At 43.4% G+C, this 22,588-nt stretch carries 22 protein-coding genes; 7 read left to right on the forward strand and 15 right to left on the reverse strand.

Going from position 1 to position 22,588, the window contains the following annotated elements:
* Window positions 1–42 precede the first annotated feature (42 nt).
* Window positions 43–351: a helix-turn-helix domain-containing protein gene (locus tag FPZ42_RS11735; protein ID WP_146271609.1), complete on the reverse strand. Its 309-nt coding sequence runs from the start codon at window positions 349–351 to the stop codon at window positions 43–45.
* A gap of 318 nt (window positions 352–669) precedes the next feature.
* On the opposite strand from FPZ42_RS11735, the gene FPZ42_RS11740 reads away from it, so the two are divergent.
* Window positions 670–1,278, forward strand: coding sequence for a GIN domain-containing protein (locus FPZ42_RS11740; RefSeq protein WP_146271611.1), 609 nt, complete (start codon window positions 670–672; stop codon window positions 1,276–1,278).
* A gap of 87 nt (window positions 1,279–1,365) precedes the next feature.
* On the opposite strand, the gene FPZ42_RS11745 is transcribed toward FPZ42_RS11740, so the two are convergent.
* From FPZ42_RS11745 to FPZ42_RS11790, 10 genes are all read right to left on the reverse strand, one after another.
* On the reverse strand, window positions 1,366–2,727 hold the full coding sequence (locus FPZ42_RS11745) for a pyridoxal-phosphate dependent enzyme (RefSeq protein ID WP_146271613.1): 1,362 nt from the start codon (window positions 2,725–2,727) through the stop codon (window positions 1,366–1,368).
* A 204-nt stretch (window positions 2,728–2,931) separates the two neighbouring features.
* The gene (locus FPZ42_RS11750; protein WP_146271615.1) at window positions 2,932–3,792 is read right to left on the reverse strand and encodes an AMP nucleosidase; all 861 of its coding nucleotides are present in this window, start codon (window positions 3,790–3,792) and stop codon (window positions 2,932–2,934) included.
* 135 nt (window positions 3,793–3,927) lie between these two features.
* Window positions 3,928–5,166 (reverse strand): ATP-dependent Clp protease ATP-binding subunit ClpX, encoded by a 1,239-nt coding sequence (gene clpX / locus FPZ42_RS11755; protein WP_146271617.1) that lies wholly within the window; start codon window positions 5,164–5,166, stop codon window positions 3,928–3,930.
* 90 nt (window positions 5,167–5,256) lie between these two features.
* Window positions 5,257–5,988: an ATP-dependent Clp protease proteolytic subunit gene (locus tag FPZ42_RS11760; protein WP_146271619.1), complete on the reverse strand. Its 732-nt coding sequence runs from the start codon at window positions 5,986–5,988 to the stop codon at window positions 5,257–5,259.
* A 362-nt stretch (window positions 5,989–6,350) separates the two neighbouring features.
* The gene (gene tig, locus FPZ42_RS11765; protein ID WP_146271621.1) at window positions 6,351–7,700 is read right to left on the reverse strand and encodes a trigger factor; all 1,350 of its coding nucleotides are present in this window, start codon (window positions 7,698–7,700) and stop codon (window positions 6,351–6,353) included.
* Between the two features lie 230 nt (window positions 7,701–7,930).
* A complete protein-coding gene (locus FPZ42_RS11770; protein ID WP_146271623.1) occupies window positions 7,931–8,659 on the reverse strand; it encodes a head GIN domain-containing protein in 729 nt (242 codons plus the stop codon).
* A gap of 125 nt (window positions 8,660–8,784) precedes the next feature.
* Window positions 8,785–9,378 (reverse strand): GIN domain-containing protein, encoded by a 594-nt coding sequence (locus tag FPZ42_RS11775; protein ID WP_146271625.1) that lies wholly within the window; start codon window positions 9,376–9,378, stop codon window positions 8,785–8,787.
* Between the two features lie 202 nt (window positions 9,379–9,580).
* Window positions 9,581–11,137 carry a glycosyltransferase family 39 protein gene (locus FPZ42_RS11780; RefSeq protein ID WP_146271627.1) on the reverse strand — a complete coding sequence of 519 codons (1,557 nt, stop codon included), beginning with the start codon at window positions 11,135–11,137 and terminating at the stop codon, window positions 9,581–9,583.
* A gap of 138 nt (window positions 11,138–11,275) precedes the next feature.
* Entirely contained in the window at window positions 11,276–12,583 is a 1,308-nt protein-coding gene (gene murA, locus FPZ42_RS11785) for a UDP-N-acetylglucosamine 1-carboxyvinyltransferase (protein WP_146271629.1), read from the reverse strand.
* Between the two features lie 153 nt (window positions 12,584–12,736).
* Window positions 12,737–13,483, reverse strand: coding sequence for a DUF4290 domain-containing protein (locus FPZ42_RS11790; protein ID WP_146271631.1), 747 nt, complete (start codon window positions 13,481–13,483; stop codon window positions 12,737–12,739).
* Window positions 13,484–13,673: 190 nt separating this feature from the next.
* On the opposite strand from FPZ42_RS11790, the gene FPZ42_RS11795 reads away from it, so the two are divergent.
* Window positions 13,674–14,777, forward strand: coding sequence for a mandelate racemase/muconate lactonizing enzyme family protein (locus FPZ42_RS11795; RefSeq protein ID WP_146271632.1), 1,104 nt, complete (start codon window positions 13,674–13,676; stop codon window positions 14,775–14,777).
* Window positions 14,778–14,853: 76 nt separating this feature from the next.
* Here FPZ42_RS11795 and FPZ42_RS11800 read toward each other — a convergent pair whose 3' ends face one another.
* From FPZ42_RS11800 to FPZ42_RS11810, 3 genes are all read right to left on the reverse strand, one after another.
* Window positions 14,854–16,224: a dipeptidase gene (locus FPZ42_RS11800; RefSeq protein WP_146271634.1), complete on the reverse strand. Its 1,371-nt coding sequence runs from the start codon at window positions 16,222–16,224 to the stop codon at window positions 14,854–14,856.
* Between the two features lie 183 nt (window positions 16,225–16,407).
* A complete protein-coding gene (locus FPZ42_RS11805; RefSeq protein ID WP_146271636.1) occupies window positions 16,408–16,740 on the reverse strand; it encodes a YbjQ family protein in 333 nt (110 codons plus the stop codon).
* A gap of 26 nt (window positions 16,741–16,766) precedes the next feature.
* Entirely contained in the window at window positions 16,767–17,693 is a 927-nt protein-coding gene (locus FPZ42_RS11810) for an alpha/beta fold hydrolase (protein ID WP_146271638.1), read from the reverse strand.
* 74 nt (window positions 17,694–17,767) lie between these two features.
* On the opposite strand from FPZ42_RS11810, the gene FPZ42_RS11815 reads away from it, so the two are divergent.
* The 5 genes from FPZ42_RS11815 to FPZ42_RS11835 all read left to right on the forward strand — a co-directional run bounded on the left by FPZ42_RS11815 (window position 17,768) and on the right by FPZ42_RS11835 (window position 20,457).
* Window positions 17,768–18,550: a Rossmann-like and DUF2520 domain-containing protein gene (locus FPZ42_RS11815; protein ID WP_146271640.1), complete on the forward strand. Its 783-nt coding sequence runs from the start codon at window positions 17,768–17,770 to the stop codon at window positions 18,548–18,550.
* Between the two features lie 20 nt (window positions 18,551–18,570).
* Complete coding sequence (locus FPZ42_RS11820) at window positions 18,571–18,903, forward strand: 2Fe-2S iron-sulfur cluster-binding protein (RefSeq protein ID WP_146271642.1); 333 nt, start codon at window positions 18,571–18,573, stop codon at window positions 18,901–18,903.
* 43 nt (window positions 18,904–18,946) lie between these two features.
* Window positions 18,947–19,189: a Fe-S cluster assembly protein IscX gene (gene iscX / locus FPZ42_RS11825; protein ID WP_146271644.1), complete on the forward strand. Its 243-nt coding sequence runs from the start codon at window positions 18,947–18,949 to the stop codon at window positions 19,187–19,189.
* Window positions 19,190–19,297: 108 nt separating this feature from the next.
* On the forward strand, window positions 19,298–19,819 hold the full coding sequence (locus tag FPZ42_RS11830) for a KdsC family phosphatase (protein WP_146271646.1): 522 nt from the start codon (window positions 19,298–19,300) through the stop codon (window positions 19,817–19,819).
* A 71-nt stretch (window positions 19,820–19,890) separates the two neighbouring features.
* Complete coding sequence (locus FPZ42_RS11835) at window positions 19,891–20,457, forward strand: Maf family protein (protein WP_146271648.1); 567 nt, start codon at window positions 19,891–19,893, stop codon at window positions 20,455–20,457.
* A gap of 164 nt (window positions 20,458–20,621) precedes the next feature.
* On the opposite strand, the gene FPZ42_RS11840 is transcribed toward FPZ42_RS11835, so the two are convergent.
* Window positions 20,622–22,583, reverse strand: coding sequence for a M1 family metallopeptidase (locus tag FPZ42_RS11840; protein ID WP_186458753.1), 1,962 nt, complete (start codon window positions 22,581–22,583; stop codon window positions 20,622–20,624).
* Window positions 22,584–22,588: the final 5 nt, after the last annotated feature.

A 22,588-nucleotide genomic window follows, 5' to 3' on the forward strand; every position in this document is an offset into this window, starting at 1 on the left:
GTCTGCATAATCCACGCAAGCCGCGTGAACGGCTCCTCATGCTTATTTCGACCGCCTGGTGCCAGACTTTTTTCTGATATCAACACCCAGCTCCTTACTGGCTATATCGAGCATATTGTTGAGCAACTCGTTCTTAAGCTGCTCCTTACGGAGTTGGGTCTTCAGCAGCGCTATCTCTGACTGCTCCGATCTGCTGCTCCCTGCATCCCCAATGGGTTCTTCTGCTTGCTTTTTGCTTAACATCTTGTGTATCGTGCTTGCCGGTATCCCGTGTTTGCTTGCTAAGCTACGAAAACTTAATCCGCCCAACTCGCGGTCATGCCTTATCAATAACTCTTTTATACTGTTCATCGTTTACTTTTTTGTGTAAACCTATTTCAGGACAAGACATGGCTTGTCAGCGCGGTTTTCCTTTGCATTAAACACAAACTTTGGGCATAGCATTGAATAGGATCGATCTGTCATATATCAAAATATAGACTTAAATTCTTTAGTGGGGTCAAAATTTCTTCCTCATTTCACCGACCATAAACTGTCATTCACCGACACATTTGCCCCGCCTGTCTATTTCCCGGAAAAGTGCTGTAACGTTTCTTCGTAGTGCTCGTCTTATCAGTGTAATTAATAACAAGAAATAATTAAAACACTTACAATCAAAATATTACAGTCATGAAAGCGAAATTTTTAACCATAGCAACTATCGTAACTTTAGCCTTAGGAACAACTACTGCAACCTTTGCAAACGATAAAAACAACAACGAAGAAGTTAGCACAACTTTAACAAACGTAACCAAGATCAACAAGATAGAATTACACGGTAACGTAGAACTATATGTATCTGATGGCGCCGCAGACCAGGTAAAGGTTTACAACAAATACTATTCTGAAAACGCTTTAGTGCAAAACAAAGATGGTGTGTTACGCATATCTTCTTACAACGACAAAAAATTAGTGGTTTGGGTAACTGCCAATGACCTTAGAGCTATCACCGCTTATGATAATGCCGCAATAAAATCATTTGGCAACCTTTCAAAAATTGAGTTGAACGTAACGCTTAACAACAACGCATCTGCCGATCTGAAATTAGATGCTTATGCTGCCAACATCAACGTTAATGATCGTGCTAAAGCAAACATCAGCGGTAGCGTTAACGATTACAGCATTACTCAAGATCAGTCAGCTACCGTTAACGAAAGTAAATTGGTTGCAGGTAATACTAAAAAAACAACCACTAACAAATATGTAAAGGCTGATAAAGCAGAATTAGCCATCCTGTAAAGCAATTACTTTTAAAAAGTCCAACATATATTAAAATCAAAAGCCATCAGTGTTTGACTGATGGCTTTTTTGTTTGTTTGGTTTTGCTTACGCCGATATAGCGTTGATAATATCGTACTGGGTGATGATCTCGATCTTTCCCTGCTCATCTTCAACTAAAACAGCGATGTTGTCCTTATTGATCATGCCTGAGATACGGTCGATAGATGTATTAAGATCAATGAAAGGGAACGGGGCTGTAGAGATGCTTTTAACCGGCTGAGATTTGATACCCGGATTTTCCATTAACGAGTTAAGAATATCACTCTCTGTGATCTTGCCAATCACCATGCCTTGCTGTGTTACCGGTATCTGGCTTATATTAAGCGATTTGATAACATTAATGGCCTCAAGTACTGTTTTTTCGCAATCGATTGTAATGATTTCGGTGCTTTCTTTTTTAGAGATGATATCCTTAGCAGTAAGTTTGCCATCTTTCAAGAAACCGCGATCGCGCAGCCAGTCATCATTGTACATTTTGCCCAGGTAACGGGTACCATGGTCAGGGAAGATGATCACTACTACGTCGCCTTCTTTAAACCTGTCTTTCATTTGGAGGGCACCTGCAACAGCAGCACCGGTTGAGTTACCTGCAAAAATACCTTCTTTACGCGCAATCTCGCGCGTCATTAAGGCCGCATCTTTATCGCTTACCTTTTCAAAATAATCTATCAGGCTAAAATCAACATTCTGAGGCAGAAAGTCTTCACCGATACCTTCGGTGATGTACGGATAGATCTCGTCCTTATCAAAAATGCCGGTCTCTTTATATTTCTTAAATACAGAGCCATAAGTATCAATACCCAATACCTGTATGTTTGGATTTTTCTCCTTTAAATAACGTGCAGTGCCTGAGATGGTACCACCAGTACCTACGCCCACAATAAGGTGGGTTATCTTACCTTCGGTTTGTTCCCATATTTCGGGGCCGGTTTGCTCATAATGGGCCTGCGAGTTAGATAAGTTATCGTACTGGTTTGGCTTCCAGGAATTTGGGACCTCGCGCTCCAGGCGTGATGATACAGAGTAATATGACCTTGGATCTTCTGGCTCAACATTGGTAGGGCACACGATAACCTCGGCACCAAAGGCGCGAAGAGCGTCAAATTTTTCCTTCGACTGTTTATCGGTACTGGTAAAAATACATTTATATCCCTTTATAACAGCCGCAATGGCCAGGCCCATACCTGTATTACCTGATGTACCCTCAATTATGGTTCCTCCCGGTTTAAGCTTTCCGCTTCTCTCGGCATCCTCTATCATTTTGAGGGCCATACGGTCTTTTATAGAGTTACCGGGATTAGTTGTTTCGATTTTAGCTAATACGGTAGCCGGTATGTCTTTTACTATTTTATTGAGCTTAACCAAAGGTGTTTGGCCAATGGTTTCTAATATATTGTTATACCACATAGTCTATTGTCTACTTATCCTGTATATTTAATTGGATAGTACACAAAATTAGGAAAATTATTGGGCAGATGCCCAATTTAACCATTCACTAAATGTCAAGAAATGATAGGGGTGAACATAATTTCAGGTGTCCCACACGCCGACTATAGCGTAGCGGCAATGCGGGTTTCCGAAATAAAGGAAAGTGATTAAAGCACTTACGCTTTAAAACTTCAGGTGCTTAACGGTTAAGCCACCATTTATGAGTTGTTTTAACGATTCAATACCTACGTGCAGGTGGGTCTCCACATACTTTTCGGTAACTGTTGAGTCGCTTTCTGCGGTCTTTACACCTTCAGGTATCATTGGTTGATCTGATACCAGGAGTAAGGCGCCGGTAGGTATTTTGTTGGCAAAACCGGTGGTGAATATGGTTGCAGTTTCCATATCTATTGCCATGGCACGTAGTTGCTTAAGATATTTCTTAAACTCTTTATCGTGTTCCCAAACGCGGCGGTTAGTGGTGTAGCAGGTTCCGGTCCAGTAGTCACGCGAGTGATCGCGGATGGTGGTTGAGATCGCTTTCTGTAGTGCAAAAGAAGGCAATGCAGGCACTTCCGCCGGCAGGTAATCGTTTGATGTACCTTCACCACGAATGGCCGCAATCGGCAGGATAAGGTCGCCTACGTTATTTTTCTTTTTAAGGCCACCGCATTTGCCCAGGAAAATTACTGCTTTGGGTTTAATGGCAGTTAGCAGGTCCATCACGGTTGCAGCAACCGAGCTGCCCATACCAAAATTGATGATAGTGATACCACCAGCAGTTACGCTTTGCATTGGCTTATCTAAACCCATTATAGATGCGTTATCATTCCATTCAGAAAACAACTGGAGGTACTTTGAGAAATTGGTTAGGATAATGTACTCGCCAAATTGATCAAGCGGCCTCCCGGTGTAACGTGGCAACCAGTTTACAACAATGGCATCTTTGGTTTTTAAACCACTCTTAACAGGGGAGTTTACCTCTTTGGGCGCTTTAACAGTTTGGGTACTGTCGTCTTTTTTAACATCTAATTCTTCGTTCATATGCTATTATTTTAGGCGGCCGGGCGGCCGCAGTGTACAAAAACGAAACGTTTTTACACAGCAAACCCCGGCTAATTGCCAGGGTGCCTTGTGTTTTGAGATATGCAAATATAGTAATTTACTATGATATTTTGGTTAAGCCACCTTTAACTTTTTAAGATCGCTTTTTTCAAACTTCTCTCTTGCATAGTCAAGCGTAACTGTTAAACGCTTTACATCTTTTTTAGAAGGGAACTCAAACATGGCATCTATCATGATAGCCTCACATATAGAACGAAGGCCTCGTGCGCCCAGTTTAAATTCCATTGCCTTATCAACTACAAAGTCTAAAACATCGGCATCAAATTCCAATTTCACACCCTCATATTCAAACAGCTTTTTGTACTGTTTAAGCAGCGAGTTCTTAGGCTCGGTAAGAATGTTGTGTAAAGCTTCGCGATCAAGCGGGTTCAAATAGGTAAGAACCGGCAAACGACCGATCAACTCCGGAATCAACCCGAATGATTTAAGATCCTGTGGCGTAATATATTTGTACAGGTTCTTCAGGTCCACCTCGGTATCTTCGCGTTTAAACTTGTAGCCAACGGTTTGTGTACGTAAGCGGTTAGCTATCTTTTTCTCGATGCTATCAAAAGCACCACCGCAAATAAAAAGGATATTGCTGGTGTTCACCGTGATCATTTTCTGATCCGGATGTTTACGGCCGCCTTGCGGTGGTACGTTTACCATTGTACCCTCTAATATCTTTAATAAAGCTTGTTGCACGCCTTCGCCGCTCACATCACGGGTAATTGAAGCATTATCGCTTTTGCGGGCAATTTTATCAACCTCATCAATGTAAACTATGCCGCGTTCGGCAGCATTTACATCATAATCAGCAGATTGCAGTAAGCGTGTAAGTATACTCTCAACGTCTTCGCCAACGTAGCCGGCTTCGGTTAGCACGGTGGCGTCACAAATACAAAAAGGTACATTAAGCACTTTGGCAAGCGTTTTAGCCAGCAGGGTTTTGCCTGTGCCGGTTTCGCCAACCATAATAATGTTCGATTTTTCTATCTCAACCTCGTCCTTATCAACACGCTGGTTGAGGCGTTTGTAGTGGTTATAAACCGCTACCGACAATACTTTTTTTGCATCGTCCTGACCGATAATGTATTGATCGAGGTGTGTTTTTATTTCAGAAGGTTTCAGCACCGACGGTACGGCAGGGGAAGCCTTAACCTTGCGTACTTTAAGTTCTTCGGCTAAGATCTCGTTCGCCTGGTCAACACACTTATCACAAATATGGGCATCCAAACCGGCGATCAGCATCAGGGAGTCTTGTTTACCTGCGCCACAAAACGAGCATCTGATCTCCTTGCTGTTCTTGTTCATTTTAAAACGGTTTTATCAAAAATAATCAATTAGCGGATGTTTACAAATCCAACTACAGTTAAAGGATCTCACCCGCTAATTGTTTATAAATTATTTACTTGAGCTTGCTCGCAGCACTTCGTCAACCATACCAAACTCTTTTGCTTCTTCGGCAATCATCCAGTGGTCACGGTCTGATGCGTCCCAAACTTTCTGGTAATCGGCACCGCTGTGTTCGGCTATTATCTCGTACAATTCTTTCTTCAGTTTGGTGATCTCGTGGTAAGTGATCTCGATATCAGATTGCTGGCCTTGTGCACCGCCTGATGGCTGGTGTATCATCACCCTTGAGTGTGGCAACGCAGCACGCTTACCTTTTGTACCGGCCACTAAAAGCACAGCACCCATTGATGCTGCCATACCTGTACAGATAGTAGCTACATCGTTAGAGATAAATTGCATAGTATCATAGATACCTAAACCTGCGTATACCGAACCACCCGGCGAGTTGATATAGATCTGAATATCGCGTTTTGCATCAGCCGATTGCAGGAACAATAGTTGCGCCTGGATGATGTTAGCGTTTTGATCGTAAATGGCATCGCCAAGAAAGATGATACGGTCCATCATCAAACGAGAGAACACGTCCATTTGGGCAATATTCATTGGGCGCTCTTCAATGATGTAAGGCGTCATACCGGTGATGCCGGGGCCGGTAACAATACCCGACGGTGTTGACGACCGGTTTACGCCGCCAATAAATTTATCTACGTAAGTGCTGCTTATACGGTGATGTTTAACAGCATATTTTCGGAATTCATTTTTATCTGGAATGCTACTCATGGTATTTAATTATTCTTGTTAGGTATTGGGTAAATATAGTTTTTAGTTGAATAGATTTTGAACAATATAGTTTTTAGAAAGTAAAATTTCTGGCCTGGACCATCCATGTCATTCTGAGCGGGAGCGAAGAATCTGATCTGCGCCGCACTCGTCGGCGAACAGATGCTTCATTACGTTCAGCATTACAAAGGTTGTTTTAAGAGCCCCCTCTAAATCTCCCCCGATAGGAGAGACTTAAGAAAAAGTTCTCTAAAGCTCCTCTCCCTCGGAGAGGGGTTTGGGGAGAGGCTTGCTGCATAAAACACAAAAGCACCTGCCTTTTGGGCAAATGCTTTTGGTAAAGGTTGTATGTAAGAAAAATATTAGTCTTCCAGCTTGTTAAAATCTGTGAACAAAATTTCTTTCTTATCAAGTGTAATTACACTTTTAATGTAATCAAAAACCCTAACGGCTTTCACTTCTTCAAATATCTTGTTTGCATTTTCTTTGTTTTGCAGATATTGAACAGTGTATTGTGCCAATTGCTCGTCAGTTAATGATTGCTGGCTGTACATCCTGAACTGGTTGTTCAGGCTTTGTTTAGCGTAAGCAAAAACCTCGTCGTATTTAATATCGATCTGGTTATCAACTACAATTTTATTGGCAATAAGCGTCCATTTAAGGTTTTTCGCAAAGTCTGCATAACCGCCTTCTAATTCTTCATCAGAAAGTTTTTCGTTGGTTGCTTTTAACCAGCGTTTCAGGAACTCATCAGGCAATTCAAATTGTACTTTATCTAAAGTGTAGTTATAAATATCGTTTTGCAATTTGCGTTCGCTGTCCTGCTGCATCATGGTCTCAAGCTCTTCAGTGATCTTCTCACGGAAACCTTCTTCGGTTGTAACAACACCTTCACCAAATAATTTATCAAAGAACTCCTGGTTAAGATCTGCCTCATCTAAACGGTTTACATTTTTAACCGTAAGCTGGAAGTTTGATTTTAACTCAGCTGCTTCATCTTCTTCAATTTTTAATAAACCGGCAACTTTAGCTGCATCATTTTCAAAAGCTTTTTGAAGATCGATAGTAACTACATCACCCTTTTTTAAACCGATCAAAGATTTTTTAACATCTTCGTTTTTGATCTGATCTAAACGTACAGATGTAGTATTGCTAATGCCTCCTTCAAAAACAGAACCATCCGGAGAAAGTTGCACTAAATCAGAATAAAGCACGTCATCCTCTGCCGATACGTCAGGGTTTGTCATTTTGCCATACGCACGACGGATGTTTTTCTCGCGTGAAGCCAATGTCTCTGCATCAACTTTGATCACGTATTGGGTTAATTTATCTTTTGATGAGAACTCAACGGCAAACTCAGGCGCTAAACCTAATTCGTAAACAAACTCAAACTCATCGTTAAAGTCCCAGTTGTATTCTTTCTCGTCATCAAGCTTAGGTAGGGGCTGGCCCAATACTTCAAGCTTTTCGTCTTCAATATATTTGTTCAGTTTGTCTGATAACAAAGTATTGATCTCGTCAACCAAAATGCTTTTACCGTACATTTTTTTGATGTGGCCTGCCGGAACCATGCCTTTGCGGAAGCCCGGAAGCTGCGCTTTTTTAGCTTGTTCTTTAATAGCTTTATCAACTTGTGGCTGGTAATCTGCCGGGCTAAGACTGATCTTTAACGTTGCATTCAGGGCGTCTTTTTTCTCCTGTGATATATTCATCTTTTACAGTTTTGTTAATGTGTTGTGTATAGCCGTTTTAGGGTAATCGGCAATACAAAATTGAGGCGCAAAAGTATGAATTAATTCTGAGAAAAATCAGGCTTTTGTGTTTTGCTTTGCAGCAGGTGATCTATGGTGCTTAGATATTTGAACCGACATGTTTAAATTACAATGGCGACCAAGGGCCGCCATTGCATATGTTTGGATTAACAAGAAGAGTTAAATCCTGATCAATCTATTTTTTTAACCGATGCAGCACCGGTTTTATCAGTATTAACGGTCGACGGTGTGCCCCTGTATTTCACCTCAGATGCGCCGGTGCTGTGCACGTTAAGTTCGTTTAACACATTAATGTTGCAATCGCTGGCGCCTGTAGTTTCAAGGTTGTAACGGCCAACAACAAATTCAAGTGCATTGATGTTTCCCGAACCGGTCAAGCGCACATCTGCACTTGCAGCCTGGCCACGCAGGTCTAATTCGGTTGAGCCTTTCCCTGTAACGCGAACATTGGTTGCGCTTAGATCCATATTAATTTTGGTAGCTCCCTTTAATTCCAGCTCCAGCTCTTTAGTATTTAAACGGCCGTCAGATTTCAGTTCTATGCCGCCCGAAGCTTTTAAAGCCTCGAGATTGCGCACACCTACAACTAAGTTCATTTGATGGCTACCACATATATTGCGCTTATTTTTTATCAGCAGTGTGTTGCCGCTTACTTCTGTTTGGATGTATTGTAACAGGTTATCATCTGCATTGATAGTTAGGCTTTGGGAACTGTCTTGTTTAAGGGTGACATTGAAGCCGCCCGAAATTTCCAGCTTAGTAAATTCGCCGATCTTGCGGGTTTCGGTTTTGATATTGCCTGATCCTTTTTTACACCTGAACCTTTTGCAAGATGAGCTTAGCACGGTAAGTGAAGCAAGGGCAATAACTAATGATATTTTAAAATAGCGGGTTTTCATAACGGTTTAGTTTTAGTGTTGTATGACTGCTTAAGGCAGGATGAAGTTACATTTAAAATTAAAAAAGCCACCACTAAAAATAATGGTGGCTTTTAAAGAATGATAAGGTCTTAAACTCAACTATATTATAAACTTGATAGGGTATTGGCTTTTATGATCTGTGTTTTTGTTACTTCTGCAGCTACAAGATTGTTATGGTTAATATTTGCAGGTTTTGCACAGGCCAGGTTGTAACTGTTTACGTTACCGGCAAGTGAAACTTCTGCTGCATCGTCTACAGTCACATTAGCTGTATAAGCATCAAGTTTAAGATCAGCTTTTGCGCTGTTATAAAGTTTTACGTCCAGCTCAATTTTTGAAAGGTTACCAAATGACTTTACCTCGGCATTATCGTAAGCAGTGATTGCTCTAAGATCGTTTGCGGTTACCCAAACCACCAATTTTTGGTCGGCGTATGATGAGATACGAAGCACTCCATTTTGGCTTTGCACCAAAGCGCTTTCAGCATAGTACTTGTTGTAAACTTTTACTTTGTCGCTATCACCATCAGATACATATAATTCTACGTTTCCGTGGATCTCAATTTTATTGATCTTGCTAATGTTTGTTAAAACGGTTGCCTCTTTGTCGTTACCATTGAAGGTGTTAGCAAAAGAATTTTTGGTGTTTACCATGGCCATGAACATTACGGCTGCGATGGTTAATATTGTTGTTTTCATGACTGTTAATATTTTGATTATGAATAATATATGTGATGTTGTTTTATTATTTATACTACTATGACGCCCACAAAAAAGAATCGTTACAGCCAATAAGTGTAAATTAGACACAGTGCCGGTTTTGGTCGGTAAGCGGTGTATTTACGTCGGTGAAAACGGTAAGAAAATTTGAAGGGATGGGGGTGCCGGGCTTATTTAAAAGTTATTGCAGGCGTTTTTTGGCCAGTTCGGCACGATAGATCTCGTTCAATTTTGGTGACGGATCGGTAAGAAGATAGATGCGTACGCCATGTTCCCGGGCAAGGGGTGTTTGCACCTGCCCAACCAGTTTATAACTGCCAACCACTTTGCTTAAACGGCGTTCAACATTGTCGTCATCATCCACATAGATAATGTATTTGGCATTCAGGTTATCTGCAGCCCACAATTGGAAACTGCTGTTGAGTGACACTACCTCGGGCAGTCCATATTGATGACGATAATGGTGAAGCGCACCCGCTTCCCCGTAATTATCTGCGTACAATTGTGTATTTTTCTGTTGTTCAGGGGTAAGGCTGTGGTAAACGTCGGCTGCTTTTTTGGCCATCTCATCCCAACCAAGCATGTCGGCATAATCCTGCGTTAGCGGATGTTGCTTTTGATCTTCCCAGGTAATAATAAATTTGAAGAAAGGGTAGCGTTCTGTTTGGCGTTTAATAAAGCTAACGGTATCCTGTAATGATAATATAGGCAATACAAGCGGTAGCAACAGCATGTTAGGGATAACTACAATAAGCAGAGCTAAGCTCCGTAACAGATATGCCTGGCGTTTTAAGATTCGCTCAAAAGCAAAACCACCGGTTGCAAATAACATAGGGTATGCGCCAAAAATGTAATAGCTTTTGCCATTCATCTTAAGCAAAAACAGGAATATCAATATATAAGCTATCGCCATAAACCTGAACCTGCGCAACCTGAATGATGCAAACAAAGCAATAAAGCCCGTTAGCCAAACAAACAAAGCCGTGCCGTTTACCAGTAGTTGCTGCTCTATAAAATCAAGCGGATGAACGTAATCCAGCTGCGTTTCACGCAGCTCGCGCATGTGGGTAATCACCGGCAGGTGGTGGGCAAACTGCCATATCACATTTGGTAGAAATATCACAGTTGCAACCAGTGCGGAATAAAATACATGGCGATTGTAAAGCAGCTTCCGCTCCCGGCTGATAAGGATGCCGATGATAAGCGACCCGGTAAAGAATGCCATGGTATACTTGGTAAGCATACCAAGGCCAACGGCAGCACCAAGCCAGTAAAGGTAGCGAACATCGGCAGTGTTCAAATATTTGCAGAAAAGCCAAACGGTAAGCACCCACCAAAGCTGATCGAAAACTACAGGCTGAAACAAATAACCGCTGGCGGCAAAAGCGGGGGAGAAGATAAGCGCCAAACAAGCTACTGTAATGGCAAAGCGTTTCCCGCCAAGTTCAACGGTGATCAAACCGGTTAACCAAATAATTAAGCCGCTGGCAAGGGTTGAGAAAATGCGCGCGGCAAATACGGAGTCGCCAAATACGCTTAACGTTATTTTGGCCAATAAAGCAATAAAAGGCGGCACTTCTTTGTACCCCCAATCCAGATGATCGCCCAATACCAAATGCAGCAATTCATCTCTGTGAAAGCCAAAATTTTTGATAGCAAAAAGGTTAAGAATAACCTTAAGGGCTACAAATATGAGTATAAACGGGAAGTACGAAGATTTCCGGTTTTTGTAAGGCATCTCAGGTATGTTGTACTGGAAGCGATAAATGTAGTAAAAAGAGCGAAAAGGAGAAAACCCTGTTGATTGACAAAAACAAAGGACAAAAGATTATTGAAAACATCTTTTGTCCTTAATCTTTTAATCTTCAATCTTCGATCAAACGCGTTTGATATCTGCACCAAGTGCGCGCAGGCGCTCATCGATATTCTGGTAACCGCGTTCTATTTGTTCAATATTATAAATGGTAGATTGACCTTGAGCAGATAACGCCGCGATCAGTAACGATACCCCTGCGCGGATGTCAGGAGAGGTCATGGAAATACCACGTAACTGAATTTGTTTATCCAAGCCAATAACGGTAGCACGATGGGGATCGCAAAGAATGATGTTGGCACCCATATCCAAAAGCTTATCCACAAAGAACAGGCGGCTTTCAAACATTTTCTGGTGAATCAGCACTGAACCCTTTGCCTGCGTGGCGACTACTAATACGATGCTTAACAGATCGGGCGTGAAACCCGGCCATGGTGAATCTGCTACCGTTAGTAGCGAGCCGTCAATAAAGGTGTCTATCTCGTAATGGTCTTGCGACGGAATGTAAATGTCATCGCCACGGCGCTCCAGCTTAATACCCAGGCGTTTAAAAACGTCAGGTATCATACCAAGTTCGTCGTAGTGTACATCCTTAATGGTAATTTCAGAACCGGTCATTGCGGCCATACCGATAAAAGAACCGATCTCTATCATATCCGGCAGCATACGGTGCTCGGTACCGCCAAGTTCGGTAACGCCTTCAATGGTCAGCAAGTTTGATCCTATGCCGCTGATTTTTGCGCCCATGCGGTTAAGCATTTTGCAAAGCTGCTGCAGGTAAGGTTCGCAGGCCGCATTGTAAATAGTAGTAGTTCCTTTGGCTAATACTGCAGCCATTACAATATTGGCCGTACCGGTAACAGATGCCTCATCCAGCAGGATATAAGTACCCTGCAGGTTTGATGCATCAACATTATAAAAACCATTTTCGGGGTTAAAGTCAAAACGTGCGCCCAATTTTTCAAAGCCCAGGAAGTGAGTATCCAGCCTGCGACGACCAATTTTATCGCCACCCGGTTTTGGGATAGATGCACTGCCGAAACGTGCCAACAGCGGGCCGAGGATCATGATAGAGCCACGCAGGCCGCCACCTTTGGTTTTAAAGGCTTCGGAATTAAAAAAGTCCTGGTCTATTTCTTTGGCTTCAAACGTTGCGGTATCGCGAGAGATGCGGTTCACCTCAACACCCATATCGCCCAAAAGCTCTATCAGTTTATTCACATCCTGTATATCAGGGATGTTGCTGATGGTCATTTTTTCGCCGGTTAGTAAAACGGCAGATATAATTTGTAAGGCTTCGTTTTTTGCTCCCTGCGGAATGATCTCGCCCTTTAGCTTTTTACCGCCTTGTATCTCAAATGCGTTCTTCATGTTTAGTTAATGGTTGATGGTTCATAGTTCATGGTCCGGATCAGAAAGCCGAAGCATGAATACCGCGCAAAGATTATAAAATAATTGCAATGCCGCAGGCAGTCTGGTTCATTTCTATGATCTATGAACCAATAACTATGAACACATGTTCAATTAATATTTTTTCGCTCCTCCGTTGTTGCGGTTACGGTTATTTTGGTTGTTATTATTGCGGTTGTTCTGGTTGTTATTGTTCTGACGACCGCCGCCGCCTCCGCTACCACCGCGATTATTCTGATTATTAGTACGGCCGCGATTGTTGTTGTTATTATTATTGTTGTTGTTAGTGCGGAATTCAACCTTAGCAAGGTTAACATTCTCTTCAAGTTTAAGCTCACCGTTAGACAATGAATACAGATCATTGATAATGATCTCATCTGCAACAGAATCTTTATTCCACTGCACATATGCCATTTTCATGAAATTGGCAATAGCCTGTACCATGTGGCGCTTACGATCCGGCTCCTCAATACTTTTAGCCTTTTGTATCATTAGCTCTATGGTTTTACCGTAATGGCGGGATTTGATGCGCTGATTAGGGTATTTTAAAGGCTCCGGCTTAATATGGATCGCTTCTTCTGTAGGTTTCGGGTATGGCGAATCAACATCTAATTGAAAGCCCGAAATAATGTGCAGGTGGTCCCAAAGTTTGTGTTTAAAATCGGCCACATCGCGCAGATGGGGGTTAAGGAAACCCATCAGATCAATAACTACCTGTGCGTAGCGGTTACGCTCTTCTTTGGTTGGCAATGCAACAATGTATTTCACCATGTTTTGCACATTGCGGCCGTATTCTGTAAGTAAAAGTTTGCTCCTGGTTGAGTTGTAATCAAACGGACCAGGCAAGTTGGTTAATGCCATGAATATTTTATTATTAAATAAGTTCGTGAAATGTTTTTTAGTTCATGGACAGTTTCACAGACCGAAGGCGGAAACCGGAGAACCAAAATGGAGTACTTTGTAGTAACGCAAATATACAGTAAATGTGTTAAAGTGCAAATGTTGCGTTTACTACTTAATTTCTGCTATTTTAGCATAAAGCATATAACCAATGTGTGTTACTATTACCTCCATCGATATTTACCGCTTCAGCATCCCGATGGAGCCTTTCACCATTGCCACCGGCACTATGGACCATGCAAAGAATGTTTTTATTCGGGTGCATACCGATGCAGGCTTGTACGGTGTGGGCGAATGCTCGGCCTTCCCCATGATCGTAGGAGAAACGCAGGATACCTGCCTGGTGATGGCTAAAGATTTTGCGAAGTTATGGAAAGGCAAGGGTGCTTTGGATATTGAAGCCCGCTTGCAAGAGCTTCACAGCTTTACTGCCGGCAATACCACCATCAAAAGCGCTTTTGATATGGCATTGTATGATATAGCAGCCAAGCACGCCGGCCTGCCGCTGTACAAATTTCTTGGCGGCGAAAAGCGAGAGATTGAAAGTGATATTACTATCGGTATTTCCTCACCGGAGAATATGGCTAAACAGGCTATTGTGTTCAAAAACAATGGAGCAAAGATCCTGAAGGTAAAACTCGGTAAGAACGCGCAAACCGATACAGAACGGATTAACGCCATAAGACAAGCCGTTGGTCCCGATCTGAAAATACGTGTTGATGCCAACCAGGGCTGGGCTTTTGATGAAGCTGTTTTTGCCCTGCAAACCATTGCTAAACACGACATTGAATTTTGTGAACAACCTATGCGTACGTGGTACGATGATAAGCTGCCCGAGTTGATGCAATTATCGCCGGTTAAAATTATGGCCGATGAAAGCGTTTACAATCATCATGATGCACGCCGACAAATTGAAAGCGGAAGTTGCGATCACATCAATATAAAAATGGCAAAGGCTGGTGGCATACATGAGGCCAAAAAGATCCATGATGTAGCAGCAGCACACAGCATCCCCTGTATGATGGGCGGTATGCTGGAAAGCCGTATAGCCCTAAGTAGTAAACTGCACTTTGTGTACGCCAGCCCTAATATCAAATTTTACGACATGGATACCTGTATGCTCGGCCACCTGCAAGACCCTTGCCTTGGCGGGGTGACCTATGACGGTTACAAGCTAAATATCAGCGATGCTGTGGGGATAGGGGCGGATGCGGATGAAGGGTTTTTGGAAAGGTGTGAGAAGATAACGGTCTAAATCAGAATTTTCAGAATTTTAGAATTTACAGGATTAGAAATCATTCTGAAAATTCTATAATCCTGTAAATTCTGATTTACTTACTCAACTCAGCAAAATACTTATGAAACAACGGGATGGTTTCAATGCCTTTGTAGTAATTGAAAATGTCATACTTCTCATTTGGCGAGTGCAGGGCATCACTATCCAGGCCAAAGCCCATTAACACTGTTTTTATACCCAGCTCAGCTTCAAATAAAGCCACGATTGGGATACTGCCGCCGCCACGGGTTGGGATGGGCTGTTTGTCAAAAGCTTCTGCAATCGCTTGTTGTGCCGCGCGGTAAGCAACGCTATCGGTAGGGGTAACAACAGGCTCGCCGCCATGGTGAGGGGTAACTTTAACCTTTACGTATGGCGGAGCTATCTTAAGGAAATGATCTGTAAATAATTGAGTGATCTTTTCGCTGGTTTGGTTTGGTACCAAACGCATCGAGATCTTGGCATTGGCTTTTGACGGCAATACCGTTTTGGCGCCTTCGCCGATGTAACCGCCCCAGATGCCGTTTACTTCAAGCGTAGGGCGGGTGCCAGTACGTTCAAATGTAGTGTAACCTTTCTCGCCCCATACCTCGGCAATGTCCAGGTCTTTTTTGTATTCTTTCTCATCGTAAGGTGCCGCGTTAAGTTCCTTGCGCTCGGTTTCGCTTAGCTCAATTACATCATCATAGAAACCTGGAATGGTGATATGGTTATTATCATCATGCAATGAAGCTATCATTTTAGCCAGGATGGTTGCAGGGTTAGCAACCGCACCACCATAAACGCCGGAGTGCAGGTCGCGGTTAGGGCCGGTCACTTCTACTTCAAGATATGATAAACCGCGCAGACCGGTCTCCAAAGATGGATGCTCCATGCTGATCATCGAAGTATCAGATATGAGTACGACATCTGCCTTTAAGCGATCTTTATTGGCTTTAACAAATGTGCCCAAGTTGTTTGAGCCTACTTCTTCCTCGCCCTCTATCATAAACTTTACGTTGCAGGGAAGGCCATCGGTCTGCATCATCAGCTCAAAAGCTTTTACATGCATATAAAACTGGCCTTTATCATCACAAGCGCCGCGGGCATAAATTTTACCATCGCGCACAGTCGGTTCAAATGGCGGCGTATGCCAAAGCTCAAGCGGATCTGGTGGTTGAACATCGTAATGACCGTATACTAAAACGGTGGGTTTTGATGGGTCGATCAATTTTTCGCCGTAAACAATAGGGTAACCCGCAGTTTGGCAAACCTCCACATTATCAGCACCGGCATCGCGTAGTTTTTGAGCCACATAATCAGCCGTTTTTAGAACTTCGGGAGCATATTTAGGGTCGGCACTTACAGAGGGGAAGCGCAGCAGCTCAAAAAGTTCATCGAGCATGCGCTGTTTGTTATCATCTACATATTGCTTTATAACTTGCATAAGCGTGGTGTTTGTGGCAAATATAGTGTATTCGGATTTTATGCGGGACTCATCGACCTATAATAACTGTGTCATTTCGAACGAGGGCAGCCAGGAGAAATCTTCTGCAAGCAATACTTACACCGTAGAAGATTTCTCCTCGTATCTCGTTCGAAATGACAATAAGTGTTAGCGAACTGGCTATTATTTCGCTTTCTCAACAATAACTGCTGTGCCGTACGCTAAAACTTCGGTAATGCCCTGCATTACCTCGTTAGCATCGTAGCGCATATTAATTATCGCGTTGGCACCAAGTGCTTGCGCGTGTTGTATCAACAGGTGGAAAGCTTCTTCACGGGCATTTTCACAAAGCTCAACGTAAACAGATAAGCGGCCGCCGAATAGCGATTGTATACCACCTGCAAAGTTGCCCACAACGCTGCGGCTGCGAACGGTGATGCCGCGCACAACACCAAGGTGTGTGGTTATTCTGTAGCCCTCTAAATTGGTGCTGGTTGTAATAAGTGACTTGTCCATTGTTTGAATGTGTTTTTGTTTAGATGTTATTTCTTCAGAAATGTTACCAGTGCCGGGTTCACAATGTCCGGTTGCTCCAGGTGAGGCAAGTGTGCTGCATCATCGACCGGTAAAAAATCTGTCTTAACAAGCTTGCGCAACGAATCGCTGTACGTAAAAGGTACAGTCTTGTCTTCCTTACCCCAAATTAATAATACTGGTTTATGTTGATTGTTAAGCGAAGTATAACTTTGTGTTGGGTTGTAATTAGCCAGGTAATCATAATCGGTTGAGATAAGCGCATGCCTGAAGCCTTTGTACTCCATCTGCGGGCGATACTGCTCGGCCCAGTTTGGGTGCTTATCGGGGTGTTTAAAATCTTCCATCTGGCTCAAAGCACGTTTTTCAGGGTCTAAGGCCTCCAGGTAATCGGCGGCTATCCGTGGCAGTTTGGGCTGCCCTGCCACATAAGCGGGATCTATTAGTACTACTTTGTTCACATTAGCCGGATAAGCTGCTGTATAGTCAGTTGCCAACGCCCCGCCGAAAGAAACACCAACCAGGCTAAATGGCTTTTTTAAATGCAGTTGGTCCACAAGTTCATTAAGCTGTTCAAAATAAAGTTGCTTATCGTAGGTAACATCGGGCCTGTCAGATAGTCCGCGGCCGTACATATCATAACGTAAAACCTTGAAGCCATGCGAGGCGAGGTACTCAAAAGTGCCGTTCCAGATGTAGTACGGTACACTAAAGCCATGCAGCATTACAACCAGCTTACCGCTGTCGGGGCCGTCTAATTCGTAATGGGTAAAGCCTTTACTTAGCTCAACGTAGCTTCCATTGGTATTCTTGCGGAGTTCGTAGGTGAGCTCTTTTTTTTCGATGTTTTTAAAATAGTAGACGATAAAAAGGGCAGCGCCACCAAAAATAATGATGATGAGCAGTACGGTGAATAGTTTCCTTAAAAACTTCATTGTGTTAGGGGTATTGGAATTGCCCTTAAAAGTAATGGATTTATTTAATTTTGACGCGTTTATAGTTAGAATCTATGCGTATAACCATCGTCGGGTCTGGCAACGTAGCCACCCATATCTCAGCAGCTTTAAAAAATGCGGGTCATCGCATTGTGCAGGTTTATAGCCGTAATTTGCATAATGCGGCTTTGTTGGCTTACCATGTTGGTGCCGAAGCAACTGATGATCTCAATGCACTCACCATCAATACTGATCTGTTCATTATATCTGTAAAAGATGACGCCGTTGTGCCTACTATAGCGCAACTGGCTAAATACGGTAAACTAATTGCCCATACTTCTGGAGCTGTGGAGCTTTTACCTATGCTTCAGTTTACGCAGCAAGCCGGTGTTTTTTATCCCCTGCAAACCTTTAGTAAAACCAAGGAACTCAATTTCAGAGAAGTGCCGATGTGTATTGAAGGGGTCAGCGAAGCCATCACTAAAACCCTTGAAGACCTGGCGCGCGACATCAGCAACAAAGTTTACCGTATATCATCGCAACAGCGTAAGGTGTTGCACCTGGCTGCCGTTTTTGCTTGTAATTTCACCAATCATCTTTACGGCGTAGGAGAGGGCTTGCTAAAAGATAGCGGTATGAGCTTTGATATGCTTAGGCCATTGATAGCCGAAACTGCCGATAAAATAAAAGAACGTTCGCCGTTTAAGGTACAAACCGGCCCTGCAGTAAGGAATGACGAAACTACCATGGCAGCACACCTGCAATTGCTTGAGCAACAGCCGCATTTGCAGGATGTTTATAAGATGCTAAGTCAGGATATTATCAAAAACCACAACGAGGTTAACGGGGACAGGTAATTTTGTTACTTTTGCCAATAATGAATATTTTTAAAGTAAAGATAAACTTTGAGGAAGCCGATCACGAAAGTGTGGAATTGCCGATAGCGGAGGGTGAATCTGTATTAGACGTCTGCCTTGAGAACGGTATCGAATTGCAACACAATTGCGGCGGCGTTTGCGGTTGTAGTACCTGCCACATCTATGTTAATAAAGGTATGGACAGCTTGCAGGAAATATCTGACAAGGAAGAAGACTTTATTGACCGTGCTGTTAACCCTCGCATCAATTCGCGTTTGGGTTGCCAATGTGTGGTAATAGATGGTGACATCGAGGTTACCCTGCCGGATCAATCAGGCTTTATGGGTCACTAATTATAGCGTCAAGACATTTAGAATCAAGAATCAAGAAAAATCAATGAGTACAGATAAATTCGCACTGCCGATTCACTGGAACGACTACGAAGACATTGCCATGGGCCTTTATGAAAAATTTGGCGATGAATTTGGCGAATCCAAAATATACCGCATCCGCTTCACAGATCTGTTGGAGTGGGTACTTACGTTGCCAAGTTTTGTTGGCACGCGCGAAGAGGCAAACGAGGGCCATCTTGAGCAAATTCAAAGTGCCTGGGTTTACGAATGGCGCGACAACCAATAGTTTTGATGTGCAGTTCCGATAGTTGTCGGAATCAGATGTAGAGATGTGCAGATGATCTTCAGGGACACGAATGAACTAATGAACAATTGAACCGATCAACCAAAGCAGATGGAATCCTTCTTAACCAAGCTTAACGATATTACCACCTTTATTTTTGATGTGGATGGCGTGTTGACCGACGGCTCCGTTTTTGTAACCGAGACCGGCGTGCAAAGTCGATCATTCAACATCAAAGATGGTTATGCTTTGCAGTTAGCTGTAAAGAGCGGTTACAATGTGGCGGCGATATCGGGCAGCAGGTCAAAAAGTGCTTTATATCGGTTAAATAGTTTGGGTATCAAAGATGTTTACCTGGGTACACACACCAAAATAGACCGGTTTAAATTGTATACCAGCGAAAAAGGTATCCATCCGTCCAGGGTGCTTTATATGGCCGATGATATACCCGATCTGGAAACCATGAAAATGGTTGGGCTACCTGTTTGCCCTGCCGATGCTGCCGAAGAGATAAAGGCTATCTGCAGCTATGTATCACCTATCCCTGGCGGTAAAGGCTGCGTACGTGAGGTTATTGAGAAGGTGATGAAGGTACAAGGCACCTGGATGAACGAAAAGGCGTATAGCTGGTAGATTTTAGTTAATAGTTCATGGTTGATAGTTCATAGAAGCCACCATGAACCATGATCTATGAACCATTGAACATGAACCAAAAAATTATTCTTGCATCAAAATCGCCTCGCAGGCAGGAGCTTTTAAAGCTGATGGATATTGATTTCCGGGTAGTTTTAAAAGAAGTAGATGAATCGTACCCTGATGGTTTGAGTCCTGCTGAGATCGCTGTTTACATAGCCTCTAAAAAAGCTGAAGCATTTGACGAGGAAGTGAACGACGAGATCGTTCTCACCGCCGATACCATTGTTGCGATAGATGGCCTGATATTGGGTAAACCAGAATCGCGCGAGCATGCCATCGAGATGTTGCAGCGCTTATCTGGCAAGGTACACGAGGTGTACACCGGCGTTTGTCTGTTCTACAAAGGTGAATACAATAAATTTTACGACCGTTCTGAGGTTTTCTTCCGCCAGTTGACCGATGAAGAGATCATCAGCTACGTTGACGAATACGAACCATATGATAAAGCTGGCTCATACGGCATCCAACAGCGCATCGGCCTTATCGGTATAGAGCGCATTAACGGTTCTTATACCAACGTTGTAGGTTTGCCTACTGAGAAGGTTTATCAGCAGTTAAAAAGACTGGTTCAATAAACGCGTCTTTGCGAGGCACGAAGCAATCTCTATGCTATATAGGAGCCGCTTTATAATAGCCACGTCCTTGCGAGGAGCGACAGCGACGCGGCAACCTCATCGCATGTAGATGATCGCGATGAGATTGCTTCTCCGCCATTCGGCGTAACGCAATGACATGGTTTTTACAGCTTCTTACTATTATTTTTCCTGTTCACATCCGGCAATGCATTATCCGGATCTATAACAACGCTTTCTACCTCTTTTGAAACAGGCACGTTATATGTGTTCACCTTATTTTGCAGCCAGGTTTCTACCGGGAAATAAGTGCGCTGCTTGCTGCCGTCTTTAAATTTTAACTCCACAGTAAACGGCATAGCCATCATCTCTTTATTGGCTATGGTTAGCTGTACAGCCTTTTTGTTATCTGTGTATTTAGCATCTATCAGCGCAATATCCAGCTTGTAATTATTATAGAACCAGCCATTCCAAAACCAGTTCAAGTCTTCGCCACTGCCATTTTCCATAGCGCGGAAAAAATCGTCAGGTTGCGGGTGCTTGTAGGCCCATTTGTGGGTATAGTTTTTAAAAGCATAATCGAACCTGTCGTGACCTAAGATCTGTTCGCGAAGCAACACCAAACCAAAAGCAGGTTTAAAATAAGTAAGCGGGTGGCGGTATTTCTCGGGGATGGCATCGGGCTGTGTCATGATGCTGGGCGAATTAGGATCAATGATATGCTGGATGATCTCATCGGCAGGGTTGCCACCGCCCGGTGCGTACTCGCCATCCCGCTTAGGGGCATACTCGCCGTTGTTAAATGCATCAGACGCGTAAACATCAATAAAGGTGTTCAATCCTTCATCCATCCAGGCAAAACGGCGCTCATCGCTGCCTACTATCATCGGGAACCAGTTGTGGCCTATCTCATGGGCAGTTACCCAATATAGTTCGCTGCCTTTGTCGTTAATGCCATCAAACACAATACCGGGATACTCCATACCGCCGGCTATACCTGCCTCGTTAATGGCAGTAGGCCAAGGGTACGTGAACCATTTTTCTGAGAAATACTCCATTGATTTTTTCAGGTATTCCGTAGCGCGCCCCCAGGCTGCGTTGCCCTGGCTCTCTACCGGGTAAACCGACATAGCCAGCGATTTTTTACCGCCCGGCAGGTTAACCCTTGCTGCATCCCAAATGTAGGCCTTTGATGCACCGAAGGCAACATCACGCGTGTTCAGCATTTTATAATGCCAGGTAAGCGTGCCTTTGTTAACCGGTCGCGATGAGGGCGAATTGATCTCATCCGCGGTGCGTATCATAATAGTTTTATCGCTATTGCGGGCCTGTGCTAAGCGGTTTATTTGTGTAGTAGTCAATACTTCTTTAGGATTCAACAGATCGCCTGGGCCGGCTACAATGATATCCCATGGTGCAGTAACGCTGTAGTCGATATCACCGTACTCGCAATAGAACTCGCCGCTGCCAAGGAAAGGTGCAGTGGCCCAACCGCGGCTGTCATCATAAACACACATTCGCGGGTAAAACTGTGCTATCTCGTAGATCTTACCATTTTTGGTGTCCACAAAATCGGTACGGTTGCCAAAATTACCCGGGATGGTGTAGTGATATTTAATGTTCAACACAATGCTACTTTTCGCTAACGCTTGCGCTAAACGCACCTGCATGCGCGTATCGGTTATTTTATAATCAACCTCTTTACGGTTAGCACCGCTGATGATCTCTACCGACTCAATCTCGTAACCACTGGTATGTTGCTGCGCCTGTGCGCCTGTTACAAAGTTTGAGCGGGCATCTTTTTTATAGGTGTTTTGATCCAATTGCAGCCACAGATACTGCAAAGCATCCGGGCTATTATTGGTATAAGTTATGGTAACGTTACCGCTGATTGTTTTGCGGATGGTATCAAGCGTTACAGCTATTTTATAATCAGCGCGGTTTTGCCAGTATTTTGGCCCCGGTTCGCCGTTGGCCGAGTGGAATTCATCACCCCGCGTTTTGTAAGGCAGCGGAGAGAACAGTACCGATGGTTGGTAGTTGGATGAAATGGTATCAGTAGATTTTTTCTGCGCATTTGCAAAGCTGCCGGTAAGCAGCAATAAAGCAGCAACTGTGAGTTTTTTCATGTTGG

Origin of the sequence: Mucilaginibacter achroorhodeus (assembly GCF_007846095.1) — a bacterium.
Lineage (GTDB): Bacteria > Bacteroidota > Bacteroidia > Sphingobacteriales > Sphingobacteriaceae > Mucilaginibacter > Mucilaginibacter achroorhodeus.